This is a genomic window from Bifidobacterium sp. ESL0682 (assembly GCF_029392815.1).
Lineage (GTDB): Bacteria > Actinomycetota > Actinomycetes > Actinomycetales > Bifidobacteriaceae > Bifidobacterium.
Genome location: NZ_CP113942.1, coordinates 1,795,249 through 1,811,489, shown reverse-complemented (window position 1 = coordinate 1,811,489; position 16,241 = coordinate 1,795,249). Strand labels below are relative to the sequence as shown.

The 16,241-nt window shown below is 55.7% G+C and carries 13 protein-coding genes and 1 pseudogene; 6 read left to right on the top strand and 8 right to left on the bottom strand.

From position 1 onward, the window contains the following. The first annotated feature begins 146 nt into the window (after positions 1-146). Positions 147-2,751 (top strand): annotated as a pseudogene (locus OZX57_RS07540) (ATP-dependent DNA helicase RecG). A 107-nt stretch (positions 2,752-2,858) separates the two neighbouring features. Next, positions 2,859-3,434: a 16S rRNA (guanine(966)-N(2))-methyltransferase RsmD gene (gene rsmD, locus OZX57_RS07535; RefSeq protein ID WP_277162037.1), complete on the top strand. Its 576-nt coding sequence runs from the start codon at positions 2,859-2,861 to the stop codon at positions 3,432-3,434. 118 nt (positions 3,435-3,552) lie between these two features. Here the strand turns inward: rsmD and OZX57_RS07530 are convergent, their stop codons facing one another. The 5 genes from OZX57_RS07530 to rpsP all read right to left on the bottom strand — a co-directional run bounded on the left by OZX57_RS07530 (position 3,553) and on the right by rpsP (position 7,328). Next, positions 3,553-4,869: an ATP-binding protein gene (locus tag OZX57_RS07530; RefSeq protein ID WP_277162995.1), complete on the bottom strand. Its 1,317-nt coding sequence runs from the start codon at positions 4,867-4,869 to the stop codon at positions 3,553-3,555. A gap of 163 nt (positions 4,870-5,032) precedes the next feature. Then, entirely contained in the window at positions 5,033-5,881 is an 849-nt protein-coding gene (trmD, locus tag OZX57_RS07525) for a tRNA (guanosine(37)-N1)-methyltransferase TrmD (protein WP_277162994.1), read from the bottom strand. A gap of 57 nt (positions 5,882-5,938) precedes the next feature. Next, positions 5,939-6,589, bottom strand: a complete 651-nt coding sequence (gene rimM / locus OZX57_RS07520) for a ribosome maturation factor RimM (RefSeq protein WP_277162993.1) — start codon at positions 6,587-6,589, stop codon at positions 5,939-5,941. 14 nt (positions 6,590-6,603) lie between these two features. Continuing rightward, positions 6,604-6,837, bottom strand: coding sequence for an RNA-binding protein (locus OZX57_RS07515; protein ID WP_277142488.1), 234 nt, complete (start codon positions 6,835-6,837; stop codon positions 6,604-6,606). A 2-nt stretch (positions 6,838-6,839) separates the two neighbouring features. Beyond that, positions 6,840-7,328, bottom strand: a complete 489-nt coding sequence (gene rpsP / locus OZX57_RS07510) for a 30S ribosomal protein S16 (protein WP_277162036.1) — start codon at positions 7,326-7,328, stop codon at positions 6,840-6,842. A gap of 495 nt (positions 7,329-7,823) precedes the next feature. Between rpsP and OZX57_RS07505 the strand changes: the two genes are divergently transcribed. From OZX57_RS07505 to OZX57_RS07490, 4 genes are all read left to right on the top strand, one after another. Further along, entirely contained in the window at positions 7,824-8,711 is an 888-nt protein-coding gene (locus tag OZX57_RS07505; RefSeq protein WP_277162992.1) for an ADP-ribosylglycohydrolase family protein, read from the top strand. 124 nt (positions 8,712-8,835) lie between these two features. Continuing rightward, on the top strand, positions 8,836-10,311 hold the full coding sequence (locus OZX57_RS07500; RefSeq protein WP_277162035.1) for a cytosine permease: 1,476 nt from the start codon (positions 8,836-8,838) through the stop codon (positions 10,309-10,311). Continuing rightward, positions 10,304-11,269, top strand: a complete 966-nt coding sequence (locus OZX57_RS07495) for a PfkB family carbohydrate kinase (protein ID WP_277162034.1) — start codon at positions 10,304-10,306, stop codon at positions 11,267-11,269. Before OZX57_RS07500 ends, OZX57_RS07495 begins: the two co-directional genes overlap by 8 nt. Before the next feature lie 172 nt (positions 11,270-11,441). Then, a complete protein-coding gene (locus tag OZX57_RS07490; protein ID WP_277162991.1) occupies positions 11,442-12,377 on the top strand; it encodes a 3-hydroxyacyl-CoA dehydrogenase family protein in 936 nt (311 codons plus the stop codon). A gap of 222 nt (positions 12,378-12,599) precedes the next feature. Here OZX57_RS07490 and OZX57_RS07485 read toward each other — a convergent pair whose 3' ends face one another. From OZX57_RS07485 to ffh, 3 genes are all read right to left on the bottom strand, one after another. Continuing rightward, positions 12,600-12,830: a DUF1778 domain-containing protein gene (locus tag OZX57_RS07485; RefSeq protein WP_277162033.1), complete on the bottom strand. Its 231-nt coding sequence runs from the start codon at positions 12,828-12,830 to the stop codon at positions 12,600-12,602. A gap of 283 nt (positions 12,831-13,113) precedes the next feature. Next, on the bottom strand, positions 13,114-14,187 hold the full coding sequence (locus tag OZX57_RS07480) for an endonuclease/exonuclease/phosphatase family protein (RefSeq protein ID WP_277162032.1): 1,074 nt from the start codon (positions 14,185-14,187) through the stop codon (positions 13,114-13,116). Between the two features lie 214 nt (positions 14,188-14,401). Next, positions 14,402-16,066 (bottom strand): signal recognition particle protein, encoded by a 1,665-nt coding sequence (ffh, locus tag OZX57_RS07475; RefSeq protein ID WP_277162031.1) that lies wholly within the window; start codon positions 16,064-16,066, stop codon positions 14,402-14,404. Positions 16,067-16,241: the final 175 nt, after the last annotated feature.

The window sequence follows — 16,241 nt, the reverse complement described above, 5'->3', positions numbered from 1 at the left end:
CATTTTAAGGTACGAATGAACTTGTGTGATTGGTCCTTTATATAGCGCTCATCTAGCGCTGGTCTTCATGCATCAGCGTCGTCACATGCAAGGTTGGATATGCCTATGATTTCCAACCGTTCGGCGGCCTTCAATAGAATAGAAGTATGAGCAATACCGTCACTTTGACCACCCCGATTTCCGCGCTAATCGCCAACAAGCGGCGGGTCAGCGCGTTGAAAGGGCTTGGCATGGTGACGGTCGGCGACGCCCTGACCTACTATCCGTTCCGCGTCACCGAGCCCGTGCCCTTGCGCGCGATTCGTGAGGCGAAGGTCGGCATGCCGATGGCGTTCGCCGCAGTGGTGCGTTTCATGCGCGTCATTCCGATGGGCGGCCGGCGCGGTTTCCGGCTGGAAGCTGTTGTCGATGACACCGCGTTTGCCGCGAGCCGCCAGGTTCCGGCCTCGAGTTGTAGACTCGTCTTTTTCTCGCATAAAAAGCAGTATATGGACTGGATGAGTGGTCGCCTGCATTCTGGCGCCGAGGTCGTTCTTTCAGGCACTCCCACGGAGTTCAATGGCCAGTTGCAATTCACCCATCCAGAAGTGCTCACAGTGATGCTGGAAGGTGCGAACGTATTCGTCGATCCTGCAGTAGCGTCAGGTTCCGCCAGTGCTGGCGAACTTTCTTTCGATGATGCTTCCAGTCAGGTCAATGTGCAATTGGCGTCGGCAAATGGTGTCTCTGCCAGTGTTGGTGCTTCCGCTGCGAACTCACAGCCGGTTCAGGCCAATGCACTGAGATTTGATGCGTCAACCTCCTACGAAGCGTTGCAGCATGTCTGCCGCCCGCGTCCGGTCTACCATGCTACGTCGCGTATTTCCACCGAGCATATCCACGAATCCATCGTTGCGATGCTCGATGCGTTGCGAACGAGCGGGGAAGCGGAGCTAAAAAGCGGCAATAACAATGGCGAAACGGATACTCTGGCCTTGCGTGCTGCAATCCCCGACGTGTTGCCACAGAACGTGATCGAAGCTAAGCACCTTATGCACCGAGCCGATGCGTTCGCCGCCATCCATGACCCGCAATCCACCAAGGCATTCCACAGCGCACTGGACACCTTACGTTATGAGGAAGCGTTCGTTTCCCAGATTTCCGTGTTGCAGGAACGTGAGCATTCCCGCAAGGCCGAGACGGTTGAATGCAAGGATTCCGAGCTGCGGGAACGGTTCGTCGACTCGTTGCCGTTTGTGCTCACCAAAGGTCAGCAGGACGTTATTGACACCATTTGTGAGGATATGGGCCGAAGCTACCGATGCAGCGGCTGTTGCAGGGCGAAGTAGGCTCAGGCAAGACTGTAGTGGCGCTTGCGGCTATGCTGCAGGCCGTCGGTGCGGGTTACCAGGCCGTGCTGGTGGCGCCGACGCAGGTGCTTGCCGAGCAGCATTTCGAGACTATCAGTGGCATGGTCGGCAAGATTGCCGGCAAAGTTGAACATGAACCGACCATTCCTGTGACACTGTTGACCGGAGGTATGAAACTGGCGGCGCGGCGCAGGGCGCTCGCCACGGCGGCCAGCGGTGAACCTGGCATCATCATCGCCACTCATGCCGCGTTTTCCAAGATGTTCCAAGCGCCGAATCTGGCCTTGGTGGTCATCGACGAACAGCATCGTTTCGGCGTTGAACAGCGCGAGATTCTGCGTTCGAAAGGCGACAAGACGCCTCACCTGCTGGTCATGACCGCGACGCCGATTCCGCGCACCGCGGCGATGACATGGTTCGGCGATCTCGACATCTCGTGGCTCACCGAGTTGCCTGGCGGCCGCAAGCCGATTCGCACGTTCATCGTGCCTGAAGCCGATGGCAATACGATGGGTCAGATGTTCGTCCATATTCGTCGACGCATCGATGCGGGGAGCGGGCCTATGTGGTCTGCCCGCGCATCGACGCGGATGAAGCCGATGCAGAAGTTTTGGCCGCGGCAGGCGGCAAGGCGAGCGCAGGAGCTTCGGCAGGTGCCAGTTCCGGTGGTCGCAGTCGAGGAAAGTCTTCGATTTCTGGTGCGGGTAGCGACGATATCGAAAGCGGCTTCGTGGAAGTCGACGATTACGGCGACGAGAATGACGATGGCACGCCCCGCGAGCCGAAGCCACCGCTGCATGCCGTTGATGAAATTGCGCAGCGTCTCTCGTCCCTTCCGCAGTTCGCAGGCATCAAATTCGCGACTCTGACTGGACGAGATGATGACGAGACCAAACGGCAGGTAATGGCTGATTTCGAGTCCGGTGAAACGCCGATTCTGGTGGCGACGACCGTCATCGAAGTGGGTGTGGATGTGCCGCAGGCCAGTTGCATCACCATTTTTGATGCCGACCGTTATGGCCTTTCCCAGTTGCATCAGCTGCGCGGTCGCGTCGGCCGTGGCGGCACCGATTCCTGGGCGTTCCTCGTCTCCCGTGCCGAACCTGGCAGCATCGCCGAACAGCGACTGAAGGTCATCGAAGGGTCGCTTGACGGCGCTGAAATCGCTCAGGCCGATCTCGAGTTGCGCGGTGCCGGTGACGTGTTGGGTGATGCCCAGTCCGGCGGCAAATCCGGCTTGAAGCTCCTGCGCGTGGTTAAGGATGCCAAGATTATCGCCGATGCGCGCGAGCAGGCCGAAGCGCTGCTCAAGCAAGACCCGACGCTGGCCGATGAAACTCAGCTTGCCGGTGCTGTCCTTGACTTCACGCGAGGTGGTGAATCGGAAATCCTGAGCAACTGATTCATCACGGAAAAGGATCTGTGTTATCTGTCGCTTGTTGCCATCCGGCAGTCCGATGGAGCTTTCGATAGATTTATCGGTTTCGGCCAGACGCTACGATGGCGAATATGCGTGTAATTGCGGGACGATTCAAGGGATTTGAGCTGGCGAAAGCCAAGCCGGGTACGCGGCCGACTACCGACCGGACGAAAGAGGCTATTTTCTCGAAGCTTGAGGCATGGGGAGTGCTCGATGGCGCCCGAGTGCTTGACCTGTTCGCCGGAACCGGGGCGCTGGGCATCGAGGCACTTTCGCGTGGTGCGGATGAGCTGGTTGCCGTTGAGTTAGCTGGGCCTGCAGCTGCCCTGATTGATAAGGAATTGAGTAATCTCAAACGCAACCGTGCGTGGGATTCTCGCACGATGAAAGCCCGCGTGATGCGCAAGCGCGCCGAACGCATCGCCTCCGGCTATGATGGCCCTGCCTTCGACGTGATTTTCGCCGATCCGCCTTATGCACTCACCACCGAAGAGTGCAACCAACTCATCGCTGATTTGGCTGTATCGCCTGCCGCAAATGAACAAACGGTAATACTATTTGAGCGTTCGACCCGTTCCGACGCGCTGACGATGCCCGAAGGCTGGCAAGTTAGCGATCAGCGCCACTACGGCGAAACCGAGGTCTACTACATCGACCATGAGTAGCCGACTTGGGCAAAAGCAATAATAAGTAAACGGCGATGTGGCGATAGCAAGTACTCAGCACTGGTTATCGATTATGATCTTGCTGTTTGCTGTGTGTTTGTACCCGCGGCTTTTCTTATTATTGCAGCAGCCAATCTACTGCATTGACGATGTTGATGCCTTCGGGAGTCATACCGGAAGAATAGGAATCCAGCGTAATGACGATTCTCGGGAAAGCATCCGTCAGATTGAGCAGCGGTGCGAGTTCGCGCTGACTTGTCGTCTCTTCCAACATGCTTGCGGTGACTTGGATATAGAGTTTTTCGGATTTGACGAGATCGTTTTTGGTGGCGATGAAGTCGATTTCAGTATCGTCGTCAGTGCCGATGGCCACGTTGTAACCTCGTCGACGCAATTCCATGTACACCACGCATTCCAACCGCGCACCCAGATCACGTTGCGAGAAATCGGTGGCCAGATTTCTGAACCCGACGTCAACAGGGTAGAACTTGCTCATTGGCCGTAGCATGGATTTGCCCTGTATGTTCGTTTGTTCGGCTCGGTAAACGAGGAAAGCCTTTTCGAGACCATCGACGTAGCTATTCAAAGAGGTAGTACTGATGCTCTCGCCTGCGCTTTTGAGAGTATTGACCACTTTTCTAGTCGAGAACAGTGAACCAGAAGTAGCGAAAAGAAAGCGGCTGACTTTTTCAAGCACTCCCAGATTACGTATGTTATTGTGTTGCGCGACATCCTTGAAAACTATCGAATCATAGATGGATTGAAGTTCCGTGCCGACAGTCGTCGTGTTTCTTGCCCTCAAGGCGAAAAGTCCTGGCATCCCACCGAAACGTAAGAATTCGTTGAACTGCTGATCGGTTGAGACATTTCGTGAAAGGGCGGTTTCGGGATCCGTGGCAGTTTTCTTTGCTGTTTTGCTGGATGTGTGATGTTTGTTTTCAGCTTTGGAGAATACGCAATATTCCTTGAAAGAAAGGGGGTAAACGGGAATTTCTACGTACCGTCCTGTCAGATATGTGGCCAGATCGCTGGAAAGCAGGTTGGCGTTCGAACCGGTGATATACACGTCGGTGTTTTCCCGCGTATGCAGGCGCCGAACTATTTTTTCCCAGCCATCGATATCTTGAATTTCGTCGAGCATCACCGTCATCGGGTAATTGTTGTCGGCTTTGTCCATCGCTGTTTGGAGTTCGTTGTAGAGCGTTATCACGTCGTAATCGATTGGGGTGTCGAAACTATCGAAACGGCGATAGAAGAGGTTAGCTTTCGGAACGTTTTCGGTTCGTAAGAAATCCGCAAACATCTGCAGGACCGTTGATTTTCCACATCTTCTGACACCGATAAGTACTTTGATATCCGGAGTGTTGCGGAACATTTCGAGGCGCTTGAGCAGGTCGGGGCGTGGAATATAGTTTTGTACTTTTAAAACGGTCATATCGTCCACCTCTGGATGCTCTGCTTGCTTTACCGTGTTATTTATAAATAACATAATACCCTAAAACCGCTATTTATGTTATTTATAAATAACATTTATGGGTAAATAGGGTAGTTATGTTATTTATAAATAACATAAAAGCCAACTTGGCAGAATAACGAGATTAATCGTCCAGCTTGCGCGGGTGAGGGCCGGAGACCTCCCAGCCTAGGGACATCAGGGTTTTGCGGTCGGCTTTGTCGAGCGATTTGCAGTCGAGCTGCTGGATGAGGTCAGGACGGAGTTGGGCGGTGTGAGCGATGGCTTCGTCGCGACGGAAACGGTCGACCTTGCCGTGGTCGCCGCTGGTCAGGACATCGGGAACACCCATGCCGCGCCAGACGGCCGGTTTCGTGTACTGGTAGTGCTCCAAGAGCGCGTTCTGGCCGGTGTAGGATTCTTCCACGATGGAGTCAGGATTGCCCATGAAACCCGGCATCAGACGCGTGATGGCCTCAAGCATCACCGAAACGGCCACTTCGCCGCCGTTCAAGACGTAGTCGCCGATGGAGTATTCGCGTACATCAACGCCTTGCGCTCGGTAATAGCGGGGGATACGTGCGTCATAGCCTTCGTAACGGCCGCAGCCGAAGAGAAGGTGGCTGGTGTGCGAAAGCTCGGTCGCGTCGCGCTGAGTAAACAGTGGTGCGGAAGGATTGGGAAAAATCAGGACTGGCCTGTCAGCTACTTGGTGAGTGGTAGCGAATGTGGCAGGATTGTCTTCGTCGTTGATTTCAACGGGTTTTAAGCCCAGCAAATCATCGAGGCATTCGGCCCAAACTTCCGGCTTCATCACCATACCCGCGCCGCCGCCGACAGGCGTATCGTCGACGGAATGGTGCACGTCGTGGGTCCAGTCGCGCAGATCGTGTGTTTTCACATCGAGCAGCCCGCGTTCGATGGCCTTGCCGAACAGGCCGACGTTGAGGGCTTCAAAATACTCTGGAAATACGGACACGATATCAATCTTCATGGTTTCAACCATATCGTGACCCCATCCGTCTGGGTAACAAAAGACTGATGCGCGGATTTACAAGCCCGGAATCAAACCGACTGGCGGGTCGAGCGTGAGATAGCCTTCATCCAGATCGATGTCTGGTACGAGTTCATCAACAAATGGCACTAGAGCTGTTTTGATGATTGCAGTGTTCTCGTTCTCGTCGTTTTCATCGGAAGAGGCCGGAATAAAGCTGCCGTCTTTTTGCTCGATGACGGGCGTAGCTAAACGAATCTTCAGCAGGGATTGTGCCGGGCCGTCGATCACATCTACGACCTTGCCAATGACTTGGCCGGACTTCGCGGCATCGATTCCGTTGACGGGATTCTCTGCGACGCGTGCAACAAGACCGATGAGATCCTTGGGGTACCAAGCGTCTTCCTCAGCCATTTCTTCAGGATCATCGGCTTCGACGTACAAATCCAACCCATTTAGTGCCTCGGAAGCGTCACGGTTGTCAACGCCTTCGAAATGCAGAATCCAGCGGTCTTTGAACGTACGGGAATGAGCGACGGTATAAGCGTGCTCGCCATCTTTCGTATATAAAGCCGAACCGACAGCGAACCGGCGTTCCGGTTCGTCGGTAAACGAACGGACGTTGACCTCACCTTTGAGTCCCTGTGCACGCCCGATACGGCAGACCCTCAACAGTTCGCGCTGCTGAGGGTCTGCCTGCTGCGAAATAGTTTCGTCGCGATTCACTTGCGGACATCCATGATGTCGACGCGCACCTTGTGGTCGGACAAAGCCTGCACCACGGTACGGATCGCATTGGCGGTGCGGCCGGAACGACCGATCACACGTCCGATGTCTTCAGGGTTCACACGCACCCGCAGCAGTTCGCCACGGGCGTTTTCGTGAGACTTCACCGACACATCATCGGGGAAGTCGACGATATTGGAAATGAGATGTTCCACAGCTTGCGCGAGCATGATTACTCAGCCTTCTCGGTCTCAGCTTCTTCGGCCTTGGCCTCTTCGGCGCCGGCTTCTTCAGCCTTCTCCTCGTCAGCCTTGGCGGCTTCCGCGGCCTTCTCAGCCTCGGCCTTTGCCTTGGCTTCGGACTGCTTGGCCTTGAGCTTCTGGGCGTCAGCCTCAGCAGCTTCGACGCGAGCAGCAGCATCCGGGCCGGCTTCTGCGGTCTTCAGCGTGCCTTCGGCACCCGGCAGACCCTTGAACTTCTGCCAGTCACCGGTGATCTTCAAAAGATTCAGGACCGGATCGCTCGGCTGTGCGCCGACACCCAGCCAGTACTGAGCACGATCGGAATCGATCTTGATCATCGAAGGCTGTTGGTTCGGATCATACAGGCCGATCTCTTCGATCGACTTGCCGTCACGCTTCTTGCGCGAATCCATGACGACAATGCGGTAGAAGGCATAGAACTTCTTGCCCATGCGCTTCAGACGAATCTTGGTAGCCATTGTGGCTCTCCTTGTTGGTTCATTGCGGTTTCTCGCTCGTATGTGGGGCATACTTGCTCGAATCCACGTTGTCCCTCACGGCCTGCGGGATTGAGAGGGCCCCGCACCCGTGAATAACTTTTCAACTATAGCTCGCCCGCTGGATAGAACAGGTTCGTTTTGGCCGGGTCTTCTTTTAGTTGGCAATGTCTTTTCGTCGCTGCCATCAATCTGGCTAATAAACGATGAGCGTTCTTATAAAAAGGTGTTTCCTGCGAGATTTTTACAAGACTGTAGTAAGTACGAGATTGCACTTATAGTCATAGTGACTATATTAGAACTATCGATAGGTTGCCGAGAGAAGGTTGACGGATATGGAATCCGACATGGATGTGGTGCGAGATCATGCGATTGGCGCGTTGCGAGGGCTTTCGCTAGGTGATGCTCTAGGCATGCCGACGCAAAGCATGAGCAGGGAATGGATCGCGTCGGCTATATGGGAATGTTGCGGGGTTGGTGGATGCGATAGCCAATCAGCCGATTGCTCCGAGCATGGCTGCGGGCTCCGTGACCGATGACACCGAACAGGCTCTTTTGGTCGCAGAGCTGATCGCGGAAGGCAAAGGGCATATCGACCCGCAGCGTCTGGCGACGTCACTGCTGGATTGGGAAGACGATATGAAGCGCAGAGGTTCTTTGGATCTACTCGGCCCCTCCACCAAACTCGCGCTGGAACAAGTCAGGAATGGCGCGGATATTACCCAGACCGGGCGAACCGGAACGACCAACGGTGCGGCCATGCGAGTGACTCCGGTCGGCATCGCCCATGATGCCAGCCGCCCGTCTTTCGCCGATTACGTATATGAGTCCTGCCGGGTGACGCATAACACGGTGCCCGGTTTTCAAAGCGCTCTGCTGGTAGCGGCTGCCGTGAGTTTCGGCATTGCCGGTGAGGGCGTGCGCGACGCACTGGGCGATGCTGTTCGATTGGCGGCCGGTACGCCCTGCCAAAAAGCGGCTTGGAGTCCCAAAGCCAGTGTGGTCTCGCGTGTGAATCTCGCTCTTGATTTCGCGCGAGAAACGGGTGATGACGATGATCGCTTCGCGGATACGCTGCGCGACGAATTCGGTACATCTGTGGAGTCCAACGAGTCGGTGGCGACGGTGTTTGCGTTGGCATACCGCTATGCGGATGAACCGTTGAAAGCGTTGCTGACAGCGGCCAACATCGGCGGCGATACCGACACGATGGGTGCCATAGCCGGGGCCATGCTCGGCGCTGCGCTCGGAGCGGACGCGTTTCCTCAGGAGCTGACTGCGCAAGTCGCTGCCGTTTCGCATCTCGATCTTTCGAAATCAGTGGAGCCGCTGCTGGCAATACGTGCAGAGGAAAGCGAAGGCTGATTTTCAAGGTAGTCAATAGTCGATGATCAATTTCTGCAACGCATAGCAGAAAACCAATCCCGGAAATCTCTGGTCAATAACCGTTAACTATGTGAACAACAACAAGTAGAAGAGAGTCAATCAAATGTCAGCATCAAAGCAAGGCAGGATTCTTTCCCGTGTCGAGCAACGAGGCATCGAACCGGTGCCGGAGAATCAACGTAACGGGGCGCCGGGCGAGCTGTTCTGGGTCTGGTTTGCGGCCAATATCTCGATTCTGGGTATCCCGCTGGGTGCCACCATCATCGCGTTGGGCCTGAACGTATGGCAGGCGGTGTTGGCCACCATCATCGGCTCCTTTGGTTCATTCGCCTTGGTTGGGCTGGTATCCATAGCCGGCCGTCGTGGAGGCGCACCTTCCTTGACGCTCTCCCGTGCGATTTTCGGCGTTCGCGGCAACATCGGACCGACGTTGGTGGCGCTGATTTCTCGCCTCGGCTGGGAGACCGTCAATACCATCACCGGCGCATCGGCTCTTCTATCGTTGTGCGTGATCATGTTCCACACGCCCGCCGGCTACAAGGACATCCCGTTGCTGACCTTCGCCTGCGTGGTCATCTTCGTGGCCTTGACCGCTGTGATTTCCGTGGCTGGTCATGCCTTCATCCTGGAAGTCCAGAAGTGGGCCACTTGGATTTTCGGCGCGCTGACGCTGTTTGTCGCGATTTATCTCGTTTCAACGGTGAATTGGGGTACCCTGCTCTCCAGCAAGACCGGCTCCACCAGTGCTTTTATCGTCGCCATCGGCACGATAGCGTCGGGCAGTGGTATCGGCTGGGTCAATTCCGGAGCCGACATGGCGCGCTACCAGAAAACCAGCGTAAAAAGCGGATCCTTGGTACTTACGGCTGCGGCAGGGGCCGGGATTCCATTGACCATCGTCATCGGAGTGGGCTCTATCCTTACCGCTGGTGGTTCGGGTCTTGCTTCGGCCTCCGATCCTGTGGCTGCGGTGCGCGGCGCCTTGCCGGTTTGGGTCTCAGTGCCTTACCTGATTGCGGCGTTCGCAGGACTATTGATGTCCAACAATCTGTCGGTCTATTCCGCAGGGCTGACGACCATTACGCTCGGCATCCGCATTCCGCGCGTATACGCGGTGTCGCTTGATATTGTGGTCACCACTGTCGGCGCCATGTATTTCATGCTCGGTTCGGGCGGTTTCTATGGCCCATTCGTCACGTTCATCTCCCTGCTGGCGGTACCGCTGACGGCTTGGGTTGGTGTGTTCCTGGTCGATCTGATTGAACGCAAGAGCTACGATTCTGCCGCGTTGCTCGATCTCGGCAAAGGTTCCCGCTATTGGTACTGGCACGGTATCAATATCGCGGCCATGGTCAGCTGGCTGGTCGGTCTGATGGTTGGTTTCCTCTTCGTCACCGCGCGCGTTTCCGACAAAGTGGTCTGGTTCTCTGGGCCTTTGGCCAATACCGCGATCGGCAAGAACGGCTTGGCCTGGTTGGTGTCGTTGCTACTGGCAGGCGTGCTATATGCGATTTTCGGTTTGCCGCAAGTCAAGAAACAGGAAACGCAACTTGAACGCGATGAGGCCAACCGTGCGTGAACCCGAATTGATTCATCTGGCTCAGGTATGTGTGGATTTGACCTTGTCGGTTGACCACCTGCCTGAGCGTGGAGGCGACGTTTTCGCCACGCGTCAGGCCATGAGCGCGGGTGGTGGTTACAACGTGCTATACGCCGCCCGACAGATGGGTGCGCGTGCGTCATATCTGGGCGCCATCGGCACCGGTCCGATGGCGGATGTAGCCCGCAAGGCCTTGTCTTCGATTGGCGTCGAGATGGGCGGAGCCCAACTGCCCGACATTGATACCGGTTACAGCATCGCGATGACCGAGCCAGACGGTGAGCGTACGTTTGTTTCGACGCGTGGTGCCGAAACGCAGGTGCCGGAGGACTCGTACGAGAACATTGAGCTCGTCAACGGCGATGTGGTGTATCTATGCGGATATTCGTTCTCCCATCAAAAGAACACCGAGGCGATACGCAGGTTTGCCGCGAAAAACGCAGGATGGGACAACGGCTACGTTATTTTCGACACCAGTCCGATGATTGCCGATATCAGCGATGACTGCTTGAAAGACCTATGCGGGCTGCACCCGATATGGACGATGAACGAGCGCGAGACTGCCATTCTTTGCTCTCGGTTCAGGCTTGACGTTGTTTCCGATGATTATGCGGGACAATGCCGTGCGCTCGCGGGGTATCTCGGCGATCGGGTTATCGTACGTGTCGGCGCGTTGGGCGCATGGTACTGCGACGGGCGCCGAGGCAGCGAAGCGGCGGTTGCCCACATTCCGGCCCTTGAAGTCACCGCTGTGGACACGAATGGGGCAGGTGACACGCATGCGGGCGTACTCTGCGCGGCGTTGCTTGAATCGGACGACATCGTTCGGGCGTTGAAGTTTGCCAACTGCGCCGGCGGACTGTCAACATGCCATTCGGGACCTGCCACATGCCTGCCGAGATCCGATATCGAATCGGCGTTGCAAGAGCTGTCTTGAACGGGTTTGGTTGAATGTGTTGAGCGAAGAACTGAGATAGACGCATGGATTACCGACGAAATCGTTGTTGAATGTGCACAGTGCGTCGTTCTATCTTGATTCCGGCTTCCGGACTATCCTTGGGCATCGAAGCTGCAACGTGATGCCGCTTTGAGGAGATAGATATATGAAAATGACAGATATCAAGAAGATTGGCAATCTCGGCGCAGGCACGATGGGGCATGCCACGGCGTTGCAGTTCGCGATGAATGGCTACGACGTGACCGTGGTCGACACGGCGCAACCGGCGCTGGACCGTGGCCGCGAGCTGATCGAGCGCGATCTTGACACGTTCATCAAGGCTGGCATGGTTAAGGTCGAGGATCGGGACGCGGTGCTCGGCCGCATCGCCATGACCACCGATTATGAGGCGCTCGCCGATGTCGATTTCATCATCGAATCGGTGCTTGAAAACCTTGAGGTCAAGCACGATGTGTGGAAGAAGGTCGAAGGCATCGTCTCCGACCAGACCATTCTCGCCACCAACACCTCAGGCCTGAGCCCGTCGGCGATTGCATCTGGACTCGAACATCCTGGGCGTTTCGTCGTCGCTCACTTCTGGAACCCGGCTCAGCTCATGCCGTTGGTCGAAGTCGTTCCCGGCGAGAAGACCGACCAGGAAACCGTCGATGTCACCGTCGAGCTGATGAACCATATCGGCAAGCATGCCGTGCCGCTCAAGACCGAATCGCTCGGTTTCGTCGGCAACCGCATCCAGCTTGCGGTTATCCGCGAATGCCTGAACATTGTCAAGCGCGGCATCGCCACCCCCGAGGCCGTCGACGACATCGTCAAATACAGCCTCGGCCGTCGTTGGGCCATTCTTGGCCCGATTGCCAGCGCCGACCTCGGTGGTCTTGATGTGTTCGACAATATTTCTAAGTATCTTTATGAGGATTTGTCGAATGAGACCGGCGAAGACCAGGTCTTGAAAGCGAAGGTAGATGCCGGCGAACTGGGCTCGAAGAGCGGTAAGGGCTTCTACGACTGGCAAGGCGAGCAGGCTGCGCAAACCATCCAATCACGCGATGACCAGCTGCTCGAGGCGCTTGCCCGCGATAAAGACTGACGTCTGAATGTGCTTCGAAATGCTTGAGAGACAGGCATTCTAGACTCAGATATGCGAAAGCGGGAAACAGGCGTATAAACTGTTTCCCGCTTTTTGTAACGATTATTGTATGCTGGCTATGCCCTGACCGGATTTCTGTGATTTTGTGGTTGCACGATTACATAACGAAATCAAAACTTGCATAACGTCAGCATCAGATACTGGCAACTGGCCGACTTGTTGTTAGGCGTTGGCCGGGGCCTCGAACGTGGCGAGGATTTTATCGAATTCCTCGTTGACTTCCTGAAGTGTCACCTCTTGGTCGATGCCTTCACCTGCGGCCTCGAGCAACTTGTCCGTCGCCCAGTCCTGCACCGACCTCTCCTCAAGTGCTGCAGCTCGTTTCATGAAGGCGAGCTGGTCTTGGCTGAGGGAGATATTGAATTGAATGTCTGCATTTTGTGTTTCGTTCATAATATATCCTTCTTTGCATTCGACATTGAATTCGTACTTTTAGTATCTGTTCAAACTGTCGATATAGCAACCAAAGGGACAGCATATGGACACTCATCGGGAAAGTCAATAGACAGATCAGGAATGACTAGTTTTATCTCTATAAAATGTCTATTGCTGAACGTCGCTTTGGGCTTCGAAGCCCATATGTGAGTAAGTTTGTCTGGTTGATTGAGCAGTGGGAAACCGGGTGGATTGTTCTTGAGTTATTTTCTGGATTTTACTGCGAGTGAACGAATGTGGTTCAGGCACGATGAAGTTGGGCGAGCAATGCAAGATGGTCGCTGCCGGGAATGACGAGAGTGCGTACGTTCGCCGTGGAAAGTCCGGAAGTGACAAGGATGTGGTCGAGCTCAAGGCGAGGCCAGGGGAGCCATTGAGGGAAGCTGGCTGCATCGCGATGCGAGGCGCCGAGCCCGGCATCTTGGAATCCTGAGTCAAGCAGTTTGCGGAAGCTTGGATGATCCAAGTTCGAGTTGAGATCACCCATGACGATGGCTTCGGGCGCAGATGCAGTTGTTGTCGAGTTGCTTTGCGAGATTTTGTCGACAACCGCGCTTCCGTCGTCTGATTTCTCAGTCGAAGAAATGTCAAGACTATTGGAGGTTTGCTGGCAGAACGTTCCCAGGCTGATAATGCCGTGGGACCATTCCTTGCAGCCACGCATGGGGGATTTGGGATGAGCGCTGTAAATTGCTATTCCGTTGACCTCGCAGTGTGGCACTTCGGCTGCGGCAATATCGATGGTGCTCTCCGTCTGGATGTCGGGTTGGGCGCGGGTCCAGATGCCGTTGAAGCCGCCGTTGTCGCTTTCCTGCGCTTTACCGAGCTGGCAGTATGGGAGAAGACTTCCTATTCCTGCTTGCTTGAGTTCGGCAACGAGGTCGCGGCTGAGTTCCTGCAGAGCCAATATCGATACGTCATTGCTACGCGCGGCGGCGACGATGGCCTTCGGATCGGCACGACCGTACCGGCAATTCAACGTCATGACCGTGTAGGCAGTGCCGTTGTCCCGATTTCCCTTGTCTTGCAACGGTTGCTGTGTCTGGTCTCGTGCTGCCGGGACATTCTGACTTTTCCGATACCAAGGTGAGGCAAATATGCCGGTAAGCGCGGTCAGGATTGTGGCAAGAACCGCGATAATCCAATGATGGGAGAGAAGAGCCACGCCTGCAATGACCAGTGAAGGTATCCACAGAAAACGGACAAACGCAATGAGATAAGGCAACGGACGATGTCTGTCAACGCCCGCTGGCAAGAAACGCAACGCCCACCACAAGGCGATGAGGCCCAGAAGTGCGAAGAGCGTGATTGCCATGGATAGCTTAACTTCCTTGACTCGGAATGATTGGGATGATCAGGATGAATTGTAGCGGGTGAGAGACGTTTAATGATGCGTCAGGATTCTTGCAGAAGAGTAAAGAAAATCCTTACGCCTTACATATTTATGGAATCGTGATGCACAAACCTAGAAAATGAAGATATCGCAGGTTTAGTACATCACGATTGAGTCAGTATGCTTCAGTAGCTGCTCAGCCGAGCAGTCCGGAGAGACCGCCGCCGAAGTTTGGCGGAAGGTTCGGGGTGCCGTTTTCGTCGGTGCCAGCCGCATCCATAGCCTCCTGCAGACCTGCGGGAAGCGCGGGATTCTGCGGCTTCTTAGCGAAGGCCGAGCCGCCGGAAGAGTTCTTCTTGCCGGCGAGCTTGTCGCGCAATGCCTTTTCTTCGGCCTCGCGCTTCATCGGGTTGCCCGACTTGGACTTGCCCTTCTTCTTGCCTTTCTTGCCCTTTTTGCCGCCGAAGCCGCCGCCCATTGCAGGGCCACCCATGCCGGGGATGCCGCCACCGACCTTGTTGGTCATGCGCTTCATCATCTTGGCCGCCTGTTCAAAGCGTTGCAGCAGACCGTTGACGGAGGAAACCGTGTTGCCGGAACCGTAGGCGATGCGGGCTCGACGGGAGCCATCGATGATGGAGGGGTCACGGCGTTCGGCCGGAGTCATCGAGTGGATGATGGCTTCGGTGCGGTCGATCTCGTGCTCGTCGAGGGCTTCAAGCTCTTTACGGTGTGCGGCCATGCCTGGAATCATGCCCAGCAGGCTTTTCATCGAGCCGAGCTTGCGAACCTGCTCGAGCTGTTCCATGAAGTCGTCGAGGCCGTAGGTGCCCTTCGCCATCTTCTTGGCGGATTCCAGCGCCTCCTGTTCATCAAATTCCTTCTGCGCCTGTTCGATGAGGGTGAGGATATCGCCCATATCGAGGATGCGGGAGGCCATGCGATCGGGGTGGAAGACCTCGAAGTCCTTCAGACCTTCACCGTTGGAGACGAAGAGGATCGGCTTGCCGGTCACCGACGCGACGGAAAGGGCTGCGCCACCTCGGGCATCGCCATCGAGCTTGGAGAGCACCACGCCGGTGAAGTCCACGCCCTTGTTGAACGCTTCGGCGGTCTGGACCGCGTCCTGGCCGATCATTGCGTCGATAACGAAGAGAATTTCGTTGGGATTGACGGCATCACGGATGTCGCGAGCCTGCTTCATCAGCTCCTCGTCGACACCCAAACGACCTGCGGTATCGATAATGACCGTGTCGTACAGCTTGTCTTTGGCATACTGAATCGAGTCTTGTGCGACCTTCACCGGGTCGCCAGTGATTTGGCCGGGAGCTGCGACGGCCTCGCCGCCGTCGGACTGCACGCCCTTTTCCGGTGCGTAAACCGGTACATCCGCGCGCTCGCCCACCACCTGCAGCTGGGTGACGGCGTTCGGGCGCTGCAAATCGGCTGCGACCAGCAGGGGAGTGTGACCGGCGTCCTTGAGCCAGTAGCCGAGCTTGCCGGCCAGCGTCGTTTTGCCGGCGCCCTGAAGACCAGCCAACATGATGATGGTCGGCGGATTCTTGGCGAAGTTCAGCGGGCGGTCAACGCCGGCACCGAGAATCTGCGTCAGCTCGTCGTTGACAATCTTCACCACCTGCTGGGCTGGGTTCAGCGCCTGCGAAACCTCTTCGCCCAACGCGCGTTCGCGCACGCGGGAAGTGAAGGAGCGCACCACGTCGAGCGCCACATCGGCGTCGAGCAACGCACGGCGAATCTCGCGGATCGTCCCGTCGATATCCGCTTCGGTTAGTTTGCCTTTGCTCTTCAGGTGCTTGAACGCGTTGGAGAGCTTGTCTGTCAAAGAACTGAATGCTGCCATAATGTCTTAATTCTAGCGGTTCGTAAGGAAAACGAAGCGTTGAACGGTGAGAAGCGTCGTATGAAATGGTCTGGGGAATATTGCAACGTGTGCACTGTGGTGTCTTACTGTTTTTGATTTGCTTGTTTCTGGGATGACTTCTCATGTGCTTGCATTCGATGTGCCAGCAGAGTGA

What these genes read in the sequence shown, in the direction of transcription:
- OZX57_RS07485 (WP_277162033.1), bottom strand. Translation starts at nt 12,830, where the DNA reads ATGAACGAAACACAAAATGCAGACATTCAATTCAATATCTCCCTCAGC.
- ffh (WP_277162031.1), bottom strand. Translation starts at nt 16,066, where the DNA reads ATGGCAGCATTCAGTTCTTTGACAGACAAGCTCTCCAACGCGTTCAAG.
- rpsP (WP_277162036.1), bottom strand. Translation starts at nt 7,328, where the DNA reads ATGGCTACCAAGATTCGTCTGAAGCGCATGGGCAAGAAGTTCTATGCC.
- OZX57_RS07530 (WP_277162995.1), bottom strand. Translation starts at nt 4,869, where the DNA reads ATGACCGTTTTAAAAGTACAAAACTATATTCCACGCCCCGACCTGCTC.
- OZX57_RS07515 (WP_277142488.1), bottom strand. Translation starts at nt 6,837, where the DNA reads ATGCTCGCGCAAGCTGTGGAACATCTCATTTCCAATATCGTCGACTTC.
- OZX57_RS07500 (WP_277162035.1), top strand. Translation starts at nt 8,836, where the DNA reads ATGTCAGCATCAAAGCAAGGCAGGATTCTTTCCCGTGTCGAGCAACGA.
- OZX57_RS07480 (WP_277162032.1), bottom strand. Translation starts at nt 14,187, where the DNA reads ATGGCAATCACGCTCTTCGCACTTCTGGGCCTCATCGCCTTGTGGTGG.
- rsmD (WP_277162037.1), top strand. Translation starts at nt 2,859, where the DNA reads ATGCGTGTAATTGCGGGACGATTCAAGGGATTTGAGCTGGCGAAAGCC.
- OZX57_RS07490 (WP_277162991.1), top strand. Translation starts at nt 11,442, where the DNA reads ATGACAGATATCAAGAAGATTGGCAATCTCGGCGCAGGCACGATGGGG.
- trmD (WP_277162994.1), bottom strand. Translation starts at nt 5,881, where the DNA reads ATGAAGATTGATATCGTGTCCGTATTTCCAGAGTATTTTGAAGCCCTC.